This is a genomic window from Vibrio sp. 10N.261.55.A7, assembly GCF_002877365.1.
Lineage (GTDB): Bacteria > Pseudomonadota > Gammaproteobacteria > Enterobacterales > Vibrionaceae > Vibrio.
The window spans coordinates 16,242-38,382 of sequence record NZ_MCWZ01000026.1 but is presented as its reverse complement, the minus strand read 5'-3'; the positions used below and the strand labels follow the sequence as shown (position 1 = coordinate 38,382).

Here is a 22,141-nt window from a genome sequence, read left to right as displayed (position 1 = left end):
GGTTTACGTGTTTTAGATACGAATGATATGAGATAGGTATAGCAATTCATTCGAATCTGCTCAAACACTGAAATGCTAAAGATGCCAATCACGAACGGATGATTTAATTCGTCTTATTGACTTGAATTAATGATTAAATATCAGATAGATACGTTGTTTCATCATTATTCTTTTAGGGCTTTACGCGTTACTCAGCTCAAACATTTAGCCCATTATCAGGTTTTTAATTCCTGTATATGGGATTATGAAATTCAATATTGAGATATCGGATTGCAAAGGCCTATCATGCTGTTGGATAAAACTGCTTTTTTTGTCGAGGTTGTTAAGACTCAATCGATAACGGACGGTGCTAAGAATTTTGGCATTTCGAGCTCTGCTGGTAGTCGCTGGATTAAAGAACTAGAAGACGAGCTTGGAGTAAGTTTGTTACTGCGCTCAACCAGAGCGATAAAAACGACGGATTCAGGGCAAAAGCTATTCGAACGCTTTAGTCAGCTAAGTGCTGAGGCGACTGATATTTATACCGAGATACAAAACCACGAGAAGAGCATGGGTGGTGTCATTAGAATTGCGGCGACTCCTCTATTTTCACAACGATTCTTAAGTAAGATTGTTGGGGAGTATCTTGTTTTGAATCCGAAAGCCACCTTTAAAATCATGGAAACGGCCTTAGAAGTTGACCACGTCAAAGACGTCGATTTTTCAATAAAAGCACACGCGACCTATCAAGGTCATAGAGAGAAAGACAGCTTACTCAGTAAACGAGTATTACTGAAATATCCGTTAGTGGCCTGCTGCTCTCCAGACTATATCGCTCAATATAACGAGCCTGAAACCCCCGATGACTTGCAACATCACAACTGTCTCTACACGTCGACTCTTGTTGGGGGAAACCGATGGCAGTTCGAAAAGGATGGCGAGATAACAACGGTAGAAATTGCCCAAACCGTTGAAATAGAAAACAGCGAATTTGTTAAAACCGTTGCTATGCAGGGGTGTGGAGTCGCGTACCTTCCAAAGAAGCTGGTAAGTCATGAGCTTAAGAATGGCACGCTTGTTTCGATTCTAAACGAATACGTCAAAAGCGAATTCGAACTGAGTCTTTATTACAAACGTCGAAATCAAATGCCTGAGCGATGCCTAGACTTCAAAGATTTTCTAATAAAGAGGACAAAGGAACTGCGCAGCTCAATTTAAGAAATTCCATTCTTAATTTATAATCAGCTACTTAGGCTTAGTTTCTGTCTTAAGTTTTTGATCTCAGGAAAAGTGACAGTATCACCTTCAGCAAGTAAAATTTGGATAGTAGAGGGCCTACCGCTTTCATCTAAGTAGAGTTCGCCTATCGAGCTCTTGTTGACCAGTCTTCGTTCTCCACAATAGTTAGGGTCACGCTTGTACACCTTTAAGTTCTTTCGCTTTGTAAACCAGTTAAGTGGCGATCTTGGGCTATATAATGCTCGGTCTAACACATCGCATATCTTCAAAAGTGGATCAGGGAATTCGTTCTTTATTCCACTCGCCGTTATCTGATAAATACTTGGGCTGCTTTTGCTAAAACGAAGGCGAATGTCATACGCAAACGAATAGTGAACATCACCAGACAAAATAACGAAATTCGATGGCGTTTTAGAGTGAGTAAATATACTGAGCAGTGTATTGGCAGACCCAGGATGCGCCATCCAGTTTTCAGCATCAATCAATAACGGCTGGCCAATGGTCGTCATTCCCTTTTGTAGAGCTTCAATAAACTTAACGCCAAAAATGGGGGCTGGTGAAACGATAACAACAGCGGGTTCATTTAGGAGTGACTGTTGTAATTCAGTCAGTGCTTCCCAGTCCATAAGCCCTGACGGCTTGTTCATTTTAGATTCCGATCGCCAGCGACGGGTTCTTGTGTCGAGCACCAACATTTTGGGTGTCGTTTCTATGGTGTAATGCCACTGCTCGAATTTGTATAGCTTAGCTATTAAAGTCTTGTGTTGTTCGAGACTTCTCTCGTCGAATACCCCTTTAACATCGCCTATGAATTCCTCACTGAAGCGCTGTGGCTCGTTTCCCCACCCTTGGAATAACCAATACCCGATTAACGCGTTTCCAATGATACGGTTCGAGAACGCGTGCTGATACGCCGCTTGCTCCCATCCGCGAGTTAAGTTCCAATCATCGGTCACGTCGTGATCGTCGAAGATCATATAAGTGGGTATATGCGCTAGTAAGCGACGAACGTTAGGTAACCCCTCAACAAAACCCTCTATTGGTGACAGCTCTTCGTGCCATAGCTTTTGCCATTTAGGGGCAAGCTCTTTTCCACCATGTTTAAATTGGTTCTTCTGCAGCGCTTTATGATCGACGAAACGCCATAAGGTGGGTGACCAAACAAGCAGATACATTGAAACAAATTCAGCAAGTGAAATTAGATGGTTGCCAGATTCTCTCGAACTGAATACCGGCACTTTACGAGTCAACCAGTTTTTGAACCCTGCATGGCGGCTTAATACCCCTTCTCCACCGTCAAGGTACTGAGGCAAGATCTTGTCTCGAGTATAAAAATTGCTCTCGTTACTATAGAGCTCGATAGCACTTTTTACCGGCGCATCTTCGAACTCTTCGTCATACAAACCAAGTAGTTGAATGACCTGCTGTATGGCATCTAAGGTTGGCCCAGCAACATGGTCAGCGTAGATTTGGTCTCCGCTCATCATTAGTAGCGATGGCCTCTTTTCAATCGGTAGATCCGCTATTTTTCTATCGGCGGTCACTAACGCATCTTGGCTAGGATAATGAGGGTTTCTGCATGAACCATGCAGAACATAGTCGGCTTTACTTTTGATTTCGAATTGCGGCCTCGTTTCGGACTCGTACATGAGATCAGAGACAAGTTCATTCAGCTTTCCGTCAGCGGTAGAAATTTCATATTCTAGTGGCGTATCGGTAGGAAAATCGCCTTGCACATTGAGTTGATAAACCCAGGCCCTTTCCCCAACTTGAATGTGCTTACCGAGTTCGAGATCGTGCGTAAAGAATGGCGTTGTTTCATTTCGTTTGAATAACTCAAATTGCCCCGAGAGCTTGGACGATACTGACAGCCAAAGCGTAATTTCATTTTTTGTGCATTTTCGGAGGATAGGGCCAGCTAGGATCAGTGGAAGAGACACGCTGGACATCGACTGGGAATGGTGTTGACCCAAAGAATTGTTAACTGAAGAAGACTCCGAATGCATTATTTAACTAACCTTACTGCGTATAATTCACTGACAATATTATAGATTTCAATTGTCTACCAGCCAGCAATAAAACTATTTTTTAATTGCTGAACCTCAAACCCAAAATTCGTTATTATTCTCGTTCTACTTGTTACCCAAAGATAATTTTGCCCGTTTGTATAACTCAACGACTTGATTCGCTTCGCTTAAATCACATGTCAGCCGGTTTCAGCTCTCAAGGCGTCAATGTGTTTTTAGTCGCACACTATAAGTGACTATAGTTATATCAGCTCAGTATATAACTGAACATGAACAGAAATCACCGATAGGTAAACACAATTTTGTAACAAGATTGACGGTGCTTTAAAACACCTGTTAACTGCTCATTGTAAGAGCGAGGTTCCACTAAAGATCGGGTTATAAAAGAATAGTATTAAATTCTAAGCTCTTGATTCATTGCAATCCACTTACGCGAATTGACATCGATCTACTTATCGAATGTGTACCCTTTGAACCAGGCAACGTTGTTTTTTCTTGTTGCTATTGCTTTCAATTAAGAGAATCACAAACTTAGTCATGGAACACCACTTTGAAATGCTCTAGGACGAGTAACATGTCTTCTTTCGGTTGAATATTTAACTCACTGCACTCTTTTGAAAAGAAATCCCAGTGTGCTTTTCGCCACCAATCCAGTGTTTTGTCACCCTCGCCCTCTGCGGACGCAAAATCAGCCGTTACTTCGTTATATTTGCACAAAGAAACCTCCGTAATTTCGATGATACAGATCGGGTTACCATTCCAATCTGTTACTACCTGCAAGTGGCCTACTTCGGGCATTGCTTCACCTTCATTGCTGTACCAGTACTCCATGCTACAAGAGGCGCGTTTTTCACCTCGTAGAATGAGATCAGCACAGACGTTGGCATTGTACTCGTCTGCGCAGAAGTAGTCTGAACTGAAAGAGTGATAGCGCTTTGCCACGTTGTCAGGGAGGGATGATAGGTAGCTTTCTAAGTATTGTTGGCTCTTTTTATCCATGTTTGAATCTAGCATTATCTTGTCCGTAGATTTAGTCTCTGTCTTTATGTTTCGTATACTAGGGTAATGCCAATCATTTGGCAAAATACTGTAGAAAGATGCATTTAAGGGCTCAGTCGTAATTTAAAGTATTAAAAAGGCGACCATGAATTATGGTCGCCTTAAGGTTTATACTGAGCTGCGAGCTATATAAGCATTAAGCCATTCTTTGACTCGGAGTCCAACGCGCTAACTCAGGGTCTAGTTTAATGCCTTGAGCAGTCAACAGGTTCACACGAGCAAGATAAGCAGCGCCGTGCATCAAGTGTTTCGCTAGATCAACTGCATTACGTTGTGTGTAGTCATCTAAGTAGCTGTCTTTCGCCCATTCATTGAACGCCCCAAGCGCAGGGCCAGCCCAAACTTGGTAATCCATCTCACGCCCCTGTTCACCCGTATTTGACCAACGGCTAGATAAACCTAAGTACCAACGGAAGATCAGTGCCATTTTACGCTTAGGATTACCCTCAGCACGCTCGATCTGTTTAGGGTCACGTTCATTGAAGTGGGCAACCGTACCGGCCCAGATATCATCTAACGTAGAGCGGAAGACTTGTTTCTCAAGCTTCTCGCGTTCTGCGACAGGGATAGCTTCGATTGAGTCGTAACGTGTGTAAATCTCATACAGCTTGTTCGCGCGCATTGGGAACAAGGTTCCACGTTTAACGACTTGAAGCTTAACACCCATTTCAAACATGTCCGCCGCTGGTGCCATGGTGACGTCCGCCATCTCGGTTGTTGCAAGTAGCTTGCGAGTATGCTCACTTGCCCCTGCTTCTACACACGCTTGGTTGATTGAACCCGTTACAATGTATGCTGCGCCCATGTTGAACGTAGCAAGTGCAGCGTCCGGCGTACCAATACCACCACCACAACCTACTCGAAGTGGTGTCTTAAAGTTGTATTCAGCTTGGATCTTGTCTTTAAGCGCTAGAATTGTCGGTAGAAGCGTAACCAGTGGACGGTTATCCGTGTGACCACCAGAATCCGCTTCTGCTGTAATGTCGTCCGCCATAGGAACAAGCTGTGCTAGCTCCATTTGCTCTGCGGTAATGCGACCTTCATCAACCAAACCTTGTAGCATTTTAACTGGCGCAGGTTGCATAAACTTACTGGCTACTTCGGTACGGCTGACTTTCGCGATCACTTTGTTAGCGATTTCGATCTCGCCTTTTGCATCACGGCTCAAACCCGCAGCACGATATTGAACGATTTGAGGTGTTAAACCCAAGAAAGCTGACGCTTCAACGGTGTGGACGCCATGCTTCAAAAACAGCTCTACGCTACCACGCTCTAGAGCTGGTTCGCTCGGACTGTGGATCAAGTTAAACATGTAAGGGCCGTTTGGCAGTGCCGCTTGAATACGGTTAATCGCCTGCTCTACACGCGAAGGAATAAGCCCTGCTGCGCCAAACGAACATAGAATACCCGCTTTACCAAGAGCAATAACCAACTCTTCAGAAGAGATGCCGTTTGCCATTGCACCTGCGTAATACGCATACTTAACACCGTGACAGCGACGGAAATCTTCATCGCCTAAACTTTGCGTACCCAGCGCTGGAGCAAATGCACTTACTGGGTGACTGTTTGCTGCACTTGCCTTATCACCAGATGTAATTTCAGCTTTCTGGCTAACGCCTAAGCCTTTTTCCGGGTGATTAATAACGTAGCAACCAAGACTCATGTCTTTAAGTGCTGTCGCCATTGCTGCTGTATCGAAATGCGTTGTGCGCTCTTCAATCTGCCAAGGCCACGGAGAAAGCTTTTCGTTGTTCATTGTTATTTGTGTCGTCATTTTAGTTTTTCTTCCTAATTCTTTTTCTTATCAACATGAGCTTGGCTTACGCTTCTTCGATACTGTCGGCTTCTTGAAGACAGATCGCGATGTCTTTTAGTTCGTAGATACGAAGACCGTCTTTACTTAGGTTCGCGTCACCAACAATGATCTTCTTGCCGTCTTCATCTTTGATTGCAGTGATGTGTACATCAAGAGACATCTGTTTGTTCAACGGGTTAATCTGACCACGATACTTCCATTTCACTTCAGATTGGATTTGACCAAACTTAGGATTACGGAAGCCAGCACCTAGATCTTTATTAAGCGCGTAGGTCTGCATTAGTTCAATAATCGCTTCAACACCTAGAGAACCTGGCATTACTGGATCTTGATGGAAGTGGAACTGGAAGAACCAATCACTTGGATCGATAGTTCGCTCAGCGTATAGGTAACCAAGACCAGACTTACCACCATCGCTCGTAATTTGAACGTTATCAATGAAGTTCAAACGACCGCCTGCTAGTTGGTAATGTGGCTGTTTTTCACCTGTTGCTGATACTGGTGCATTGAAATAGCGGCTAGTTTTATCGAGAAGATCGATAGTAACATCCGGCGTGCGATTATTATCTGCATGCCAAGGCTTAGTCACTTTACCGTTATCAAGACCAAGTTGATCTTTTAACGCCGCGCCTTTGAAGTAACCAAATACAGCTGTACCTTCGTAGAAAGGAACGCCATCAGTACTTAGCTCGAAGCTAAAGCTCTGAACAATGTTTGTACCCATCATGACTGTAGAAAGTAGACGAGAATCGTTGGTGATTGTTTTACCGCGTAAATCGACATTACGCAGCATCTTGCCGCTACCATCGAGGTTACGGAAGAACAGCTCTTCACCTGGGAAACCAAGGGTTGTACCCATGTAGCCTGAAATGAAACCGTTTGGCTGAAGAGAAATCTCCATTAATACCGAGTACGGCATCAATGACTCATGGCTGTTTTCGTCAAAATACCAAGCATTCGCAGGTACTTCATATTCCGCAATACACGAAGATGGCTTTTTGAAGTCGCCACGCTTACCTTTGATATCAACAACACGAGTTGTTAGTTGCAGATCGCCACACGGAGTACGCGGCGGGATCATACCTCGGTAGATTGAGAAGTCAGGGCCGAAACATTTTTCAATATCGCCCGTTGCGAATTCAAACATATGATAAGGCGTGAACGGTACAGTATCAGCAGTGCGGTTCGGGTAATCAGGCGTTTCTGGCGCTTCAACGTGCTGTAGTGGAATCACACCTTTATTTGGAGCAGTGTCTAGATCTGGGATCTGCGCCATTAGCGGTGCATTTACTGACGCTTGTTGGCTTATCGATTTATCTGCAACAACCGCTTTTACTGAGCTAGAAACCGTTGAAGTGTTTTTTGCGTAAGGAATCGTAGTCTCATCCGTGACTACGTAATCACTAGAACCAATGTAACGAGTACACTCTTCGTCTTCACGAATCATCACACCCAAGTTTTGGAAATCAACAATGACTTTCCCGTTAAGCAGGATATCTATGTTTGCTTTCGCGTATGGACGTGGGCTTAAGCCAATTTCTGTGACTTCCATACGGTACGTTAGTTCAGCAGATTGAGGGAGAACTTGACCACGACAGCGCACTTGCTGTGGTGCATTTTCTAACGGTTGGAAACGACCGTTCTGCACTAACGTGTGCATACCTAAATGCATCATGTAGAACTGGAGCAACTGGCCACAGCCTTCTGCCATTAATGAGCCAGCCATTACTGAGTCATCTTTAAAGTGGCATGGGAAGTACCAATGCTCAGGCTCTAGTTGCTTGTGACCTTCAATTAGACCAAGTCCCCATGTACCTCCTTGTGGTTCAACGCGGCTAACCTTTTCAATCATCATAAACTTCTCAGAGCTAAAGCACAGTGAAGGTTGATGACGATCGGATTGGTGGGTCGGGCCAAAACATTCCGCAATGTTTGCAGTAAGAAGATGACGCAGTGATTGGTTATCAAACTGAGTTTTAGGGCAGTGTAAGATTGGATCAAAATGCTGTTTAGTCGCCAATTTACGTGCCTTGATTTCGTCTTCAGTGTGAATCACGCCTTTGCCGTCAGCTAGCTCTTCATCAGTGAAGAAGCCTGCACAGCCGTTATCCATTTTCAGGATCATCTTATCGCCAACGAAACATTCGTAAGAGAAGAAGAACAGCAGTGTGTCGCCATTACGAGCAAAGCTATTGATTGAAATATCGTAACGTAGCGTATCGCCACCACGAGGTAAGTCACCCAAGAAGGTTAACGTACAATCAAGTAGACGATATACGCGCTCGCCTTTGTTTTCAAAATCAATACCTAAGTAGCTGATAAGCATTAAGTCACATTGACCTGACTCTACGGCCACTGCCCAAGGGATTTGACCATCAACAAGGTAAGGCGCATCAACAGGAATATCGTATTCCGTTGTCATTGTACTCGGCTTGTATTCGTTTACTGTCGCATTCAGTTTGGTTACACGAGATACCAAAAGGTAGTCGGTTGTTGGCAGTCTTACACGGCGAGAGTAGTTATCAATAATTGCATAATCAGGGCCGAATACATTCGCAATGTCACCTTCAGCGTATTCAACTAAGTCATCGTAATTCCAAATACATGGTTTAAGAGCTGGCTTAACAGACGCTGCTTGTTCTGGTGCGGTTTCTTCAGGAGTAGAAAGTACATTCACGGGTTGTGTTACAGGAGCGCTAGCCACGCCGTTTTGAATTTCCAATGTTTGAACACTGCTGCTTAACTGAGCATTATCAATACCCGTTGTAACGGCATTTAATTGCGCCTTTAGTAGTGCATCAGCTATTTGAAGACCTTGAGCTCGAGTCTGTAGAAACGCTTTGTGCACTTCTTGAGTCAATTGTTGATTTTGATTGAACGCTGAAACCTGTGGTGCGTTCTCTTTAGCGGATAGGACTGTAGTCATATTGCTGTGATTACCTGTAATCGAATTCGGCGAAGTCGTCGCCAAAGTTGCAGAAGAATGTAAAGGCTGTGCCGTTGCAGCTTGTGGCGTATTAATCTGTGCCGTCTCTAGCAGTGGAACTTCAGCGTGTTGTAGCGTCACAATATTCGATTGCGCTAATGTCGCGACCGTTGCTTGTCTCTTCGCAGATTTACCCGCTGACTTTTGCTGGATCTGATTCAAACCAGCTAACGGTGTTTCCGTGATGTGTTGATAAATATCGCGTCCACCCAGCGCTACTGACTTAACTAATTGACGCTTACTGTCACTTGGCAATTCATTACTTAAACGTCCATTCAAAGATTGAGATTCAGCGTTTGATTGGGTTAACAGTAATTGAGAACACTGCCCTTCACTGATGTTCGCCACAACCGCTCTTTTCGGTGCGCTTACATTCACAGGCGATTGAACATTTAGGCTCAATAAACCATGAATAAGGCTCGCCATACCAGATGCAGATGAACAATGTCCAACACGCTCACTCGCATGAATTGGTGTTGCAGTAGTTAACGTATTCGTTAGTTGGCTAGCCGTTTTATTTTCCGCGGCTTCGTTTAGCTCAAGCAGTGAAACCTCATTAGAACTCACTCCTACGCGTGTCAGTAGCTCGTCAGTCACCACGTGTTCACGTTGACTAGAACCAAAGGCTAACGCACTGATCTCGCCGTAGGCTTCGCATTGGGTTGATTCCGCGTGAGCTTGGTCGACCAGAACGAGCGCACCAGCGCCCTCACCGACTTTCCAACCCGAATTCTTTGAACTAGGGACGTTGGCGGTTAAAGCGACTGGCGTAATGCTGTTTCGTAGTAATACATGTTCAGCACTACCACTTAGATCAACAGCGGCAATAACAACGGCGTCGATTGATTCTTGTGACATTAGGTTTTCAGCAACATCGACACAACGGGCAACAGATTGCTCCGCAGCGGAAATAGTGAAGGCTGGTCCATTGAAATCCCACAATGATGAAATTCGAGACGCCATGATATTGCCAATGAAACTGGTGTACTGATTCAGCTTCGCCGCATCCATCACACTGTCCATCGCAATGGTTTCTAGCGATTTGTATTCCGCTTCCGTTAAATCAATGCCCATGTTTTCAAGGCTATCAGCTAGCTGACTGTGCAAGTTTACACGTCCACGGAACTGATGCATTTCCAGTTCAGTTTCCATCGCCACTAATACAGCGACTTTCTGTCCAGCTTCTAACTTGGCGTCACGAATCGCTTCATCGGCAACTTTCATCAACAAAAGCTGCTGAGAGATCAAACGATCATCTTCATTTGGCGGTACTTTAAAGCGTAAGAAATCAAGGTCGAACTGATCAATGTACGCGCCGCTTGGGACGCCATCTAAACCAAGCTTACTTAACAACTCTTTGTGTTGATCTAAACCTTTCCAACGTTTCTTCGGCAGTTCAATGAAGGCATTTGAGTTTGATTTGATTGCACTATCAAACTCGCACACACTCTTTAGGGAGCCAAAATGAGAAGCAAGCCCAGTGATCTTCAATGCGGATGTTTCTGATTGTGCCTTTGATACTACTGGAGCCTGAGCAGCGCCAGTTTCTGAATAAGCTTCAAGTAATAAGTGAGCGTTACAACCACCAAAACCAAAGACGGACACCCCTGCACAACGCTCTGAGTTGCCTGCCTTATCTGGCCAAGACTGAACTTGTTTCGGTAAAGTTTGTGTGCCAAATAATCCATTCGGAGAAGATAAAGGCGTTTCAAGATTAATACTTGGCGGTAAAACACCCTCTTTCATTGCAAAGATCATTTTCATGATCCCCGGCATACCCGCCGCTGTAAGCAAATGCCCAAGGTTTGATTTAGCAGAACCAATCAACGGTACGTTTGAACCTTGCAACTTATCCGTAAAGAAGCGCTCCATAGAGGTCAGTTCTACTTTGTCACCCAGTGGCGTACCCGTAGCATGACACTCAATCACTTCAATGCTTTCTGGCGTTAGATTTGACGTTTCGTAAGCACGTTCAAATGCTTGAACTTGTCCTTTGCTGTTTGGGCTCAATACAAACTGGCCACGACCGTCGTTTGATAAGCCGATACCACTAACGACAGCATAAATATTGTCGCCATCACGCTCAGCATCAGCAAGACGTTTTAGCACTAACACGCCCGCGCCTTCACCAGCGAATAGACCTTTGCTGTTGCTATCAAATGGCACTGATACGCCATGATCTGGATAAGCGTGGAATATTGAAAAGCCCATGTTGATGAAGAATGGATCGGCGCCAGACACGGCACCCGCTAACATCATGTCAGCTTTACCAGTGTTGAGGTAATCACACGCAAGCTTCAGTGAATAAACCGAACTTGCACAGGCTGCGTCTAGGCTTAACTGAACATTACCAAGACCCAATGCATCAGCAACCAGCTTTGACGCGTTATGGGCGGCGGCCCCGTTGATTGCATTAAGAGGTTGAGGCTGTTCATTGGTAGGCAATAACTGGAAGTTCTCGTTGGATAACTTCGTTTTCAGCGCCTTCTCTACCACTGAGTGGTACATAGGTAAAAACAGATCGTTTGAACGAGTTGTTGGGAACGAAAGCGCCCCCATAATAACCCCGGTGCGTTCTAACACATCCGAACTTAGATTGACGCCAGCATCGACTAGCGCTTTTCGGCTCGTATCTAAAGCCCATAAAAAGCTTTGATCGACGCCTTGGAACGACTCTTCCGTTACGCGGTAACCTGAACTATCGAAGTTAAAGTTTTCAATGTAACCGCCCTTATCGCAGTAGAAACGGTCAGACTCACCTTGAACACCTTGATAGTCTTGCGGCGTCGCGCCAAGCTTTTCTGCGCTTAACGTAGTCCGAGAATCTTTTTTATCGAGTAAATTTTGCCAAAAGTCGTTTGGCGTATCTGATTGTGGGTACTGATTAGCAATACCGACAATCGCAATTTTATTGCATTTTAAAGCGTTTGATTGAGAACTCATACTGGCTCCCCTTGATGGTTATTCGCTTCACTACCTGTTACCGACAATCCTTGTGTCGTTGATAAATGGCATTGGTATTTCGCGTCATTTATCTGCTGTTCCAGCCCTTCAATAAGTGGCGTAACAGAGAGAGGAATTTGATGAGTGATTAGCTGACCGATACACTTGATCAGTGTCGTAATGTCTTCGCCACCTTTCGCATTACTGGCAACTGTGCAGTACCCGTGAGAAACTTCGTCGGTGCGATTGATCTTATCGATTAAGGTACTGGTTTGACGATCGGCTCCTACTTCTACAAATAGTCGAGCACCCTGTGTACGGGCGCTACGAATCAATGAAGTAAAATCTAATGTCGAGCAAAACGTATCAGCAATAGAAAGTGCGATACTTTCACTGTCTATATCCACCGGACGATTTTCCGCGGCACTGATAAAGCGAATATGCTCTGGCAGTTCATCAAATACGGGCTGAGTGTAGAAGTCACGTATCTGCTCATGCTGGCTCCAGGCTGGAGTCGTATGCATCGCAGTGACTCGATTAGCCGCAATTCCACGCTTGCCTAGCTTTTTAAGTAATGCACGGCATGTCTCTTCACAGCCTGCTAGTACACAAGTATCACCTTGAATAATGGCTAGATAAGCACGTGGAAATTCAGGTAAAAGCGCTTCAATAGAAGCGGAGTCGCTACGAACGACAAAGCTATTCCACTTGATATCTTCACTATCACCGAGTTTCCAATCTTGACGCACAGCCGTTAACTCACCTGAAATCGCGGTGGTAAAGATAGGGCTGGTTTGCGTCATTTCTATCAGCGCATGCGGGTTTTTCCACACTGCCAAACTAGCCCACATTGATGCTTCACCTTTGGAGTAACCTAACGCAAAGTCCGGTTTCACGCCAAAGTCCTGGCACAACAATTGAGTTAGAATATAGCTACTGCCGACACCCGCTATAGCAAGTTCACTCAATGACAGCTCTTGCGGCTCATCAGCGTAAGTTTTACTCGCTTGCAGCATTTCCTCTAAATCGCCTTCACGCTCTAAACGCGCAAAAAGCTGTGGGAAATAGTGATGAAATTCTTGAAGCAGGCCCGGATAGACAGTACCAACACCCGGGTAAACAAACGTGACACCACCTTTGCTGTTTGGTGTTGGTGAAAAGCAGCTTCCCGCAGGCGTTTTATAGTGCAATTTTTCTGCGATAACTTTAGAAAGTGTCCCTTCTATTGCAGTTATCTCTTTTATAGCACTCTCAACAGAAACGGCTTGAATAACGATATTGCCAAGTGCATTGGCGTCATAGTCATTAAGCTCAAACCGTTTAAGGTTCGAATGCATCAGATCAATCAATGCTTGGGGTTGCGCTTCAAGATTCAAAGCTGATATTTCGTTAGCTAGCTTCGTTTTTAACTGAGCCAATGCTGACGTAAGTTCAATTTCAGTTGACCCACTGATCACAAACATCACTCTCTCTTCAGAAAGTAATGGTTTGGCGGGCTTCAGCCCCGTCGCTTGAGTCAAAATTAGGCTTGTTGAGCCCAGACTCCCACTGTTAAACGTTAGCGAAGCTACGCGAGCTTTATTCTGCTCAGTGAACCAATAACGATTTTTCAGTGTACGACCTGAAATGGCGGTAACGACTGCAAACAATTCGGCGAACTGCTGTGTAGAAGAAGTTGTATCGAAATCTTGATCGTAGCTGAGGTCTTCAGATAGGCGTCGAGCATGCGAGAGTGCGTTTTTGACACTCTCGATTTTCGTGTCGCTGTTTTCACTGAAACCAGAAAAATACGCATGCGGGTGAATCTTGCTTTTCGCTGCACTCAATGCACTTAGCATGAAGATGCTATTGGCGGGCATGCCATGAATATCTGCTGTCGTTAACTCAATGACATGACCTTGAGTCACCGCGTCAATAGCGCTATTAATCGATAGATTGAAATCATCACCGACCACTATTTTTTTAACAGTAGGCAGTGAGGATAATAATTCGGCAGAAAGCCCAGCGGCATTTGCAGGCTGAGCTAAAAGAGCGATGCGCAAAGGCATCGCTTTATTAGAAGGAACAGTCACTATGAGGAGAGCTCCTGTGTTTTCTTGGACTCAGCTGTCTTAGACTTTTTTGTCTTTTTCGATACCGATTTAGTTTCAGGCTGATTCGCTAAGAAGGCATCATTAAGCGTTTTACTGATGGTCACTTTTGCCCCATTCATAACCGCACTTAATCGACCATCTTGGTGGTAAAGAGCAATATTCGCTTGCAATGAACGAGCGGTACTCTTAATCACTTCAAGTTCTAAATAGCCTTTATCACCTGATTGCATTGGTGAGTAACAGATCATCTCGCCAATTGCAGAAGGAAGACTTGCTGAACCGTACTTTAGACGAGCCCAAACTAGCATTGCTTGCAGCAGATAGTCTTCTGTAAATGGTTGGCTATCACCAAACCCATTTTTTGCTATGAAAGAGCCACAGTCACTATCAACAATTGTCGGCATTTCACATTGAGCTAATAAGCCTTCGTCATCAAAACGTTCGACAGTCTTAATACCTTGCAGTGTTGGTCCGTGAAATAACGTTCCATCACTGTACAACGTTTCTGCAGTCGCGACTGTTGAGGCTGAACTAACATTAAAATGCTTAACTAATGAAGCAGGTACATCGCTCTCTATCTGAGCATCAGCAACCAACAATTCAGTTTGGTATTGCGGACGACCTTGGCAACTGATCAACGCTTTTATCACGCCGTCTTCCAAATCCGTTTTAGATACCACAGGTGACAGCGTCACCGTTAATTCTTGTGCTTCATCAGTGTCAAAGATTACGCCTTTGAGCAATTTGTAGTTGCGAACGCTAACGCTCGCCCCTATCAATTGCTGCGCTGTTTCACGCATCCATTGGATTGCACACACTGTCGGCAACACTGGGTTACCGGCAATGCAGTGATCCTTGATAAAAGGCAGAGCCTTTGGATCAAGGATACGTGTCACAGTGATGCTTTTTTTCAGCGGACTCTTTGCAATTTGCACAGACTCCGCATTAAGCTTTTTTACAGAAGCTCCCTCTTCAGCGCCTTGCATGCTTGTACCGACAAGAAGTTGAATGCCAGTTTCGCTCAGCAGTTGAGAACTAAACAGTTCAGCACCTGCCTGTAGAGGAATCACGTAAACACCACGCTCTTCGAACATTTTTTTCAGTGCGGCATTGACCATACCACCATCCCACGGCCCCCAGTTAAAGCTCATGACTTTTGCTTCTGGGTTACGTGCAGAAAGTTGCAGAGCTGCTTTGTTCAGGATTTCATTCGACATTGCGTAATCGCTTTGCCCTGTATTTCCGTAAAAGCCTGCTGCTGATGAGAACATCGCAATCAACTTCAGCTTGCTGCTATCCAGACCGCTAAGTACTGCTTCTAATCCGCCGACTTTCGTTCCGTAAACCATGTTCAGTTCATCTAGCGTTTTGTCTTGAATATGTCTATCAGCCAGTACACCTGCACCGTGAATCAAGCCTGTGATGTCATTGAAGTTCGCCAGTGTAGTTACTACTGACTCACTGTTCGATACATCAAGGCTTAGGTATTCAGCGCTAGCGCCAACTTCGTTAAACGCTGCTAGTGCGGCATTGATTTCAAGGCTGCTTAATACAGGCTTAATTAACGCGTCGACTTTCTTAGGTGTTGGTTTATCACCTGTCGCTTGTAAATGTGAAATTGCTGCAGGCTTTAGCTCGCTTTCTTGCTTACCTTGAGCCCATTGTGGAAGCTCACTTGCAGTAACATGCTTACTACGACCAGCTAAGATGAAGTGAGATTGACACTGTTTAGCTAGCGTTAAAGCACACTCGAAAGTGACGCCTTTAGCGCCGCCAGTAACAAGAACCTTGTCGCTCTTACCCAATTTTGCTGCTGTATTTTTTGTTACAGCTTCACCTGGAGCTGCTGCAATCAAGGTTGCACGACCCGATTCACCTTCAGCCGCTTCGCTGTTCTCTGTCGACGTAAGACCAATTTCAACAGTATTTGTATCAATGTCGAAAAGCTCTGCGGTAATTGCTTCAGCTAAGTGACGAGCATCAAGTGCTAGCGTTGCATCTAGCGCACGACAGAACACGTTTGACCATTCATGGCTCAACGTTTTTGTTAAACCTGAAAGTGCTGCTTGGTTTAGCTCTGCATTCACCAACTGTTCTGGATCTAGGTAACCGAAACCACCATCGATACGGCTTAGTGTGAAGAACACGCTACGACCAGATACGGTATTAAGTTGGCTGTTTAGGTGCTTAGCGAATAAGAACGCGATTGAAAATGACAGTTGAGAATCGACATTCAAGTTAACGCCTGACGTCGACTGCTCATCTTTCGAATTCACTAACGCTTGTAGGTGAACAAAACCTGCAATCACTTTGTTTGAAGATTTTAGGTCTGCTTCAATAGAATTGATAACAGAGCTTACACCTGCATCATCAATGCTTTCTAGCGTGTAGCTTGCGATTTCACTGTTTAGTGGAGATGCGGCAGATAGTGGACTACGTACTACAGCAACTTGAACGCCGTTAGCAGTCAGCTTTTCTGCTAGAACACCTGCATTATGACCATCATCGGTGATCACGACACACGCGTCTTTTGAAAAACAGTCGACCAGTTTATCTACCGCAGGTAGCTTTTTTAGCGCTACCTCGTTATGTGGTGGAAGCTCTACTGATTCAGAAATCGGTGCCACTGTTGGAGTTGCAGTTTTTTCAACGTTAGCGGCTGGCGCTGATGCAGACAGTTTGCCTTGCATATAAGTAACGATTTCACCAAGTGTACGACACTCTGCTAAATCTTCAGGGTTAAGCTCTGGCAGCGTTGGCAGTTGATCTTGAACCGTACCTAGAATTTCAACACGCTTAATTGAGTCGATGCCTAAGTCAGCTTCCATATCCATTGCTAGGTCTAGCATTTCTGCTGGGTAACCTGTTTTGTCTGCAACCACTTCTAGCATTGTTGACTGAACATGTTCAGGGTTTAAACCGCTAGTTGTTGGAGCAGCTTCAGTTTGCGCCACTGCCGCTTCTTCTACAAGAGCAGGTGATCCAAGCTTACTGTTCATATAAGAAACGATTTCGCCTAGTGTACGACACTCTGCTAGATCTTCAGGGTTAAGCTCTGGAAGCGTTGGCAGTTCGTCTTGAACAGTACCTAGAATTTCAACCCGCTTAATTGAGTCGATACCAAGGTCTGCTTCCATGTCCATAGCTAAATCAAGCATCTCAACTGGGTAACCCGTTTTTTCAGCAACCACTTCGAGCATTGTCTTTTGAACGGTCTCTGCGTTAAGTCCACCTGTCGATGCTACTTGAACTTGTTGAGCAGCAGGTGCCGCTACAGATACAGCAGATAATTTTCTGTTCATGCCTTTACTATTCATATAAGCGACGATTTCACCAAGAGTACGACATTCAGCGAGATCTTCTGGGTTAAGCTCTGGAAGCGTTGGTAGTTCATCTTGAACGGTACCTAGAATCTCAACACGCTTTATAGAGTCGATACCAAGGTCTGCTTCCATATCCATCGCTAGATCAAGCATTTCTGTTGGATAACCCGTTTTCTCAGCAACCACTTCTAGCATTGTCTTTTGAACTGTCTCTGCGCTAAGAGCGCTTCCTACTGGTGCTGATGTAGGAACTGCTGTTGCAACAACAGTCGGAACAGAAGATAACTTGCTGTTCATGTAGTTAACGATTTCACCCAGTGTGCGACACTCAGCTAAATCTTCAGGGTTAAGCTCAGGCAGTGTTGGGAGCTCGTCTTGAACGGTACCTAGAATTTCTACACGCTTGATTGAATCGATACCAAGGTCTGCTTCCATATCCATTTCTAGATCAAGCATCTCTGTCGGGTAGCCCGTTTTCTCAGCAACCACTTCAAGCATTGTTTTTTGAACTTTTTCAGCACTCAAAGAACTAGCGGCAACTAAACCATTTGAAACAGGGGCAGCTTGAACTGGCATGCTGTTTTCTACAGAAACGCCTGAAGGCATTTTGGTGTTCATATAAGAAACGATTTCACCAAGCGTACGACACTCGGCTAGATCTTCTGGATTAAGCTCTGGAAGGCTTGGCATTTCATCTTGAACCGTTCCAAGAATCTCAACACGTTTGATAGAGTCGATGCCAAGATCTGCTTCCATATCCATATCAAGATCTAACATCTCGGTTGGATAGCCCGTCTTCTCAGCAACCACTTCTAGCATGACTTTTTCAGCATCAGCCGATTGTACTTGTACAGGAGCCGCTTGAGCCACTATTGCAGGTGCTGAAGTCTTGGCTGCCATTGCTTGAGGAGCTTGTTGTTGAACAACTGGAGCTACAGACTTAGGCGCTTGCGCGACAACAGGTGCAGCTTGTGTTTTAACAGGAGCGGTTTGTGGAGCTACCTGCGTTTTTGCCTCTGGTGCTACAACTTGTGCAACAACCGTTGGCGTGTAAGCAGAAACCGTTACTGGCGTTACGCTTTGAGAGCCAAGAGCGCTTAATGCTGAATTACTACTTTGAGCTTGCATCTCTAAATAATGTGCATGAGCCTTTAGCGTTTCAGTTTGGTGTTGATGGAACATATCCATTGAACGTTGTAGGCTTTCTGGAACTGGAACGCCTGCTGTCGCCATTTTCGCTTGCTCAGACATTAGCGTATTAAACGTATCGCCATATTGTTGAGGAATCGCTAAGAATTGCTGATGTACTTCAGCGGCTTGCTGTTGGGCATTAAAGAACGACTGTAACGACGTCTCATCAACAGAAACAGGCGACGTAGCTTGTACGTTAAATGCCTGAACTGGATTTGCTTGAGTCGCAACTTGTGCTGTCGCTGGTACCTGCTCTGCTGCCACAGCAACAGCAACAGGAACTTCTACTACTTCTGTTTTGATCACTTCTTTTTCCACAATCTTTTCGACTTCAACTTTCACTTCAACGATTTCAGTCTTCTCAGTCACTTGACCAGTGGACAATGACGTGTCCATTTTCTTGCGAGTTGAAGGGCTGATGTAGTTTGTCGCATTCAACTTGATGTTCATTGGCGACGCTACCGCTGGCTCTGCGATATCCGCTTGGTATGGATCAACATTTTCAAGAGAGATACCCGCAACACACAATTGAACAGCGGCTAAACGTAGCTGCTGATCGCTATCGCCTTTAGGGCTTGGGTTGATGCTGATTGTGCAAAGCTCACCACTCTTATCTGCTAAGGTTTTTTCTACTAGCTTGGTCAGAATATTTTTCGGTCCGAACTCAACAAACACACGTGCGCCCGCGTTATACATTTCTTCAAGTTGAGTACTGAAATGAACAGATTGCAGCATATGTTGCTTAAACGCTTTCTTAATCGCTTTGCCATCTTTACCGTGCAGTTTACCTGTCGCATTTGAGTACAACGGTGCTGTTGGTGCGCTAAACGTGACTTTTTCGATTGCAGATGCAAATGGTTTTTGAGCATGAGCAACCAACGGTGTATGGAATGCACCAGATACAGGAAGAGCAATCGCTTTAAAGCCTTGCTCGGTTAGTGCATTCGCTGCTTGTTTAGCCGCCTCTGTTGGGCCAGCGATAACAAGCTGAGTTGGCGCGTTGTAATTAGCAATGCTCACACCTTCAAAGGCAGCAATACAACTTTCAACATCCGCCAATTTATCAGCATCCAAGATCACAGCGTACATTGTACCGCTGTCACCTTCTTCTGGTGTTGCTGCCATTGCGTCGCCACGAGCAAATGCCAGTTGGTAGTAATCATCTTGGGAGATAACACCCGATGCACAGAGCGCGCTTAGCTCACCAAAGCTGTGGCCTGCAACCATGTCTGCTTTAAAGCCCGCTTGAGTCATTATTTCAAACTGACCCATAGAGACAGTACCAATCGCGCTTTGAGCGTTCGCAGTATTGGTTAGTACCGCTTCTTGAGCTTTAGTTGCATCTGCAGTGAATGTAGGGATTGGGAAAAGCACTTGAGACAACGCTGTCTTCTTATGCTGACCAAATACCTGATCCGCTTTCGCCAATTGTTGACGCATCTCAGGGTAATGACAGGCAAGCTCTCGACCCATGTTTAGGTATTGAGAGCCCTGACCAGCAAACAGTGCTGCAACTTTGCCATTGCCCTTGTGATCGCCCGTTAGCGCAGATTCACGGAAAGTGGTTCCGTTTGGCAGCTGCCAGTGTGCTTTGTCTTGCGCTTCAATCATTGAAACAGCTTTCGTCAGCTTTGCTTCAAGGTCAGCGTGATCATTTGCCACTAAACCAAGACGAGCGTGAGATGCATCGATTTCGCGCAGTGCGTAGTTTTCGGCTAATTTACTTAGATCAGTGCTGTCTGAAATTGTTGATTTTGCCTGATTCAAATTCGCAACTAACGCGCTACGTGTTTCAGCACTAAATAAGAACGACTGCGGAACTTGACGTTGACGGTACTTGTCACCACGAGCATGTTCTTGAGTGTACTCTTCTAAAACGACGTGGAAGTTTGTTCCACCAAAACCGAATGAGCTGATACCAGCACGACGTGGCGTACCGTCAACACGCTGCATCCAAGGACGTGTTTGAGTGTTCAAATAGAATGGAGAGTTTTCGATGTCTAGCTTAGGATTCGGAGCTGACACATTGATCGTTGGTGGTAATACTTTATGATGCAGTGCAAGAGCCGCTTTAATAAGGCCCGCTGTACCTGCTGTCGATTTAGTATGACCGATTTGCGATTTAACCGAACCTAGCGCGATGTGTTGCTTCTGCTCGTTGTCTTCACTGAAAACCGAGTTTAAACCACCAAATTCTGCGACATCACCTGCCGCTGTGCCTGTACCATGCGCTTCAAGTAGACCAAGAGTGTGCGGTGCAAAACCAGCATCATCGTAAGCACGTTTCAGCGCTTTTGCTTGGCCTTCTGGGCGTGGTGCATAGATACTCTTAAACTTACCGTCAGAAGATGAACCTACCCCTTTGATCACAGAGTAAATTCTGTCGCCATCACGCACTGCATCTTCAAGACGCTTAAGCGCAACCATACCGATACCTTCACCGATCATCATACCTTTTGAATCGATGTCGAACGGTTGAATGGTTTCGTTCGTGGTAAATGCAGGCGTCTTAGAGAAGCTCATGTACATGGTTGGTGAGTTATCAGTACAAACACCACCCGTGATCATCATTTCACTGCGGCCTTCAACAAGCTCGCTCAACGCCATACGCATCGCGGCTAAAGAGCCTGCACATGCTGCGTCAACCACACAGTTAATCCCGCCTAGGTCAAAACGGTTGGCAATACGGCCTGAGATTACATTACCTAGTGAACCTGGGAACGAGTTCTCTTCCCAATGGATGTACTGATCTTGGAACTTCTTGATCAGCATTTCGCTGTCTTCATCGCTGATGCCACTGCTCTTGAATACTTTCTTCAATACTGGGTATTGCAGACGAGCATTAAGGCTTTGTGCAATCTTTTGACCGCCACCAACACCCAGCGTAATACCAATCTTATCGCGATCGTAACCTTCTGGAAGTTTTGCATCTTCAAGGACTTCTTTTGCAACGATCAGAGAAAGCAGCTGCGACGTATCTGTTAGCTCTAGGATATTTGGCGGAAGACCAAATTCCATTGGGTTGAAATCAACTTCAGGAATGAAACCACCGCGCTTACAGTACGACTTATCTGGCGTTGCTCTGTCTGCATCATAGTAGTCTTCTGGACGCCAGTGAGTCTCAGGAACTTCAGTAATAGCATCGATTTTTTCGCTGATTAAGTCCCAAAACTTATTCAAGTAACGGGAGTTAGCAAACATACTCGCCATACCAACGATCGCAATTGGCATGTCTTTAAGACGTTTATTAAGACGAGTATCGTCGATAGATTCAGGCTTGGTTGTTTCAGGTTGGCTCATTGTGAGTCTCCACTGGACACTGCAGAGTGCAGTATCATGTTTTGATGCTGGTCTTTTAGGTAAATAGAAACAAAATCTGTATTAGATTTATAAAGGCACAGCGGGGAAGTCAGGCTGCAAAGAGAGTGCAACCAGTTACAAAATGGGTTAACGAGGTAGAATGACATGCAGGTAAAGATGTGTGT

Annotated in this window: 7 protein-coding genes; 1 reads left to right on the top strand and 6 read right to left on the bottom strand. The window is 45.0% G+C overall.

Annotation, left to right across the window (positions count from 1 at the left end):
• Nucleotides 1–285 precede the first annotated feature (285 nt).
• On the top strand, nucleotides 286–1,197 hold the full coding sequence (locus BCU12_RS02965) for a LysR family transcriptional regulator (RefSeq protein WP_347231974.1): 912 nt from the start codon (nucleotides 286–288) through the stop codon (nucleotides 1,195–1,197).
• Between the two features lie 23 nt (nucleotides 1,198–1,220).
• On the opposite strand, the gene BCU12_RS02960 is transcribed toward BCU12_RS02965, so the two are convergent.
• The 6 genes from BCU12_RS02960 to BCU12_RS02935 all read right to left on the bottom strand — a co-directional run bounded on the left by BCU12_RS02960 (nucleotide 1,221) and on the right by BCU12_RS02935 (nucleotide 21,956).
• Nucleotides 1,221–3,167 carry an alkaline phosphatase D family protein gene (locus BCU12_RS02960; protein WP_102402920.1) on the bottom strand — a complete coding sequence of 649 codons (1,947 nt, stop codon included), beginning with the start codon at nucleotides 3,165–3,167 and terminating at the stop codon, nucleotides 1,221–1,223.
• Between the two features lie 609 nt (nucleotides 3,168–3,776).
• Nucleotides 3,777–4,244: an ASCH domain-containing protein gene (locus tag BCU12_RS02955; RefSeq protein WP_198599238.1), complete on the bottom strand. Its 468-nt coding sequence runs from the start codon at nucleotides 4,242–4,244 to the stop codon at nucleotides 3,777–3,779.
• A 196-nt stretch (nucleotides 4,245–4,440) separates the two neighbouring features.
• Complete coding sequence (gene pfaD / locus BCU12_RS02950) at nucleotides 4,441–6,078, bottom strand: eicosapentaenoate synthase subunit PfaD (protein WP_102402898.1); 1,638 nt, start codon at nucleotides 6,076–6,078, stop codon at nucleotides 4,441–4,443.
• A gap of 46 nt (nucleotides 6,079–6,124) precedes the next feature.
• Nucleotides 6,125–12,049, bottom strand: a complete 5,925-nt coding sequence (locus tag BCU12_RS02945) for a beta-ketoacyl synthase N-terminal-like domain-containing protein (RefSeq protein ID WP_102402897.1) — start codon at nucleotides 12,047–12,049, stop codon at nucleotides 6,125–6,127.
• Nucleotides 12,046–14,121 carry a PfaB family protein gene (locus tag BCU12_RS02940; protein WP_102402896.1) on the bottom strand — a complete coding sequence of 692 codons (2,076 nt, stop codon included), beginning with the start codon at nucleotides 14,119–14,121 and terminating at the stop codon, nucleotides 12,046–12,048. Before BCU12_RS02940 ends, BCU12_RS02945 begins: the two co-directional genes overlap by 4 nt.
• Nucleotides 14,121–21,956, bottom strand: coding sequence for a type I polyketide synthase (locus BCU12_RS02935; protein ID WP_102402895.1), 7,836 nt, complete (start codon nucleotides 21,954–21,956; stop codon nucleotides 14,121–14,123). Before BCU12_RS02935 ends, BCU12_RS02940 begins: the two co-directional genes overlap by 1 nt.
• Nucleotides 21,957–22,141: the final 185 nt, after the last annotated feature.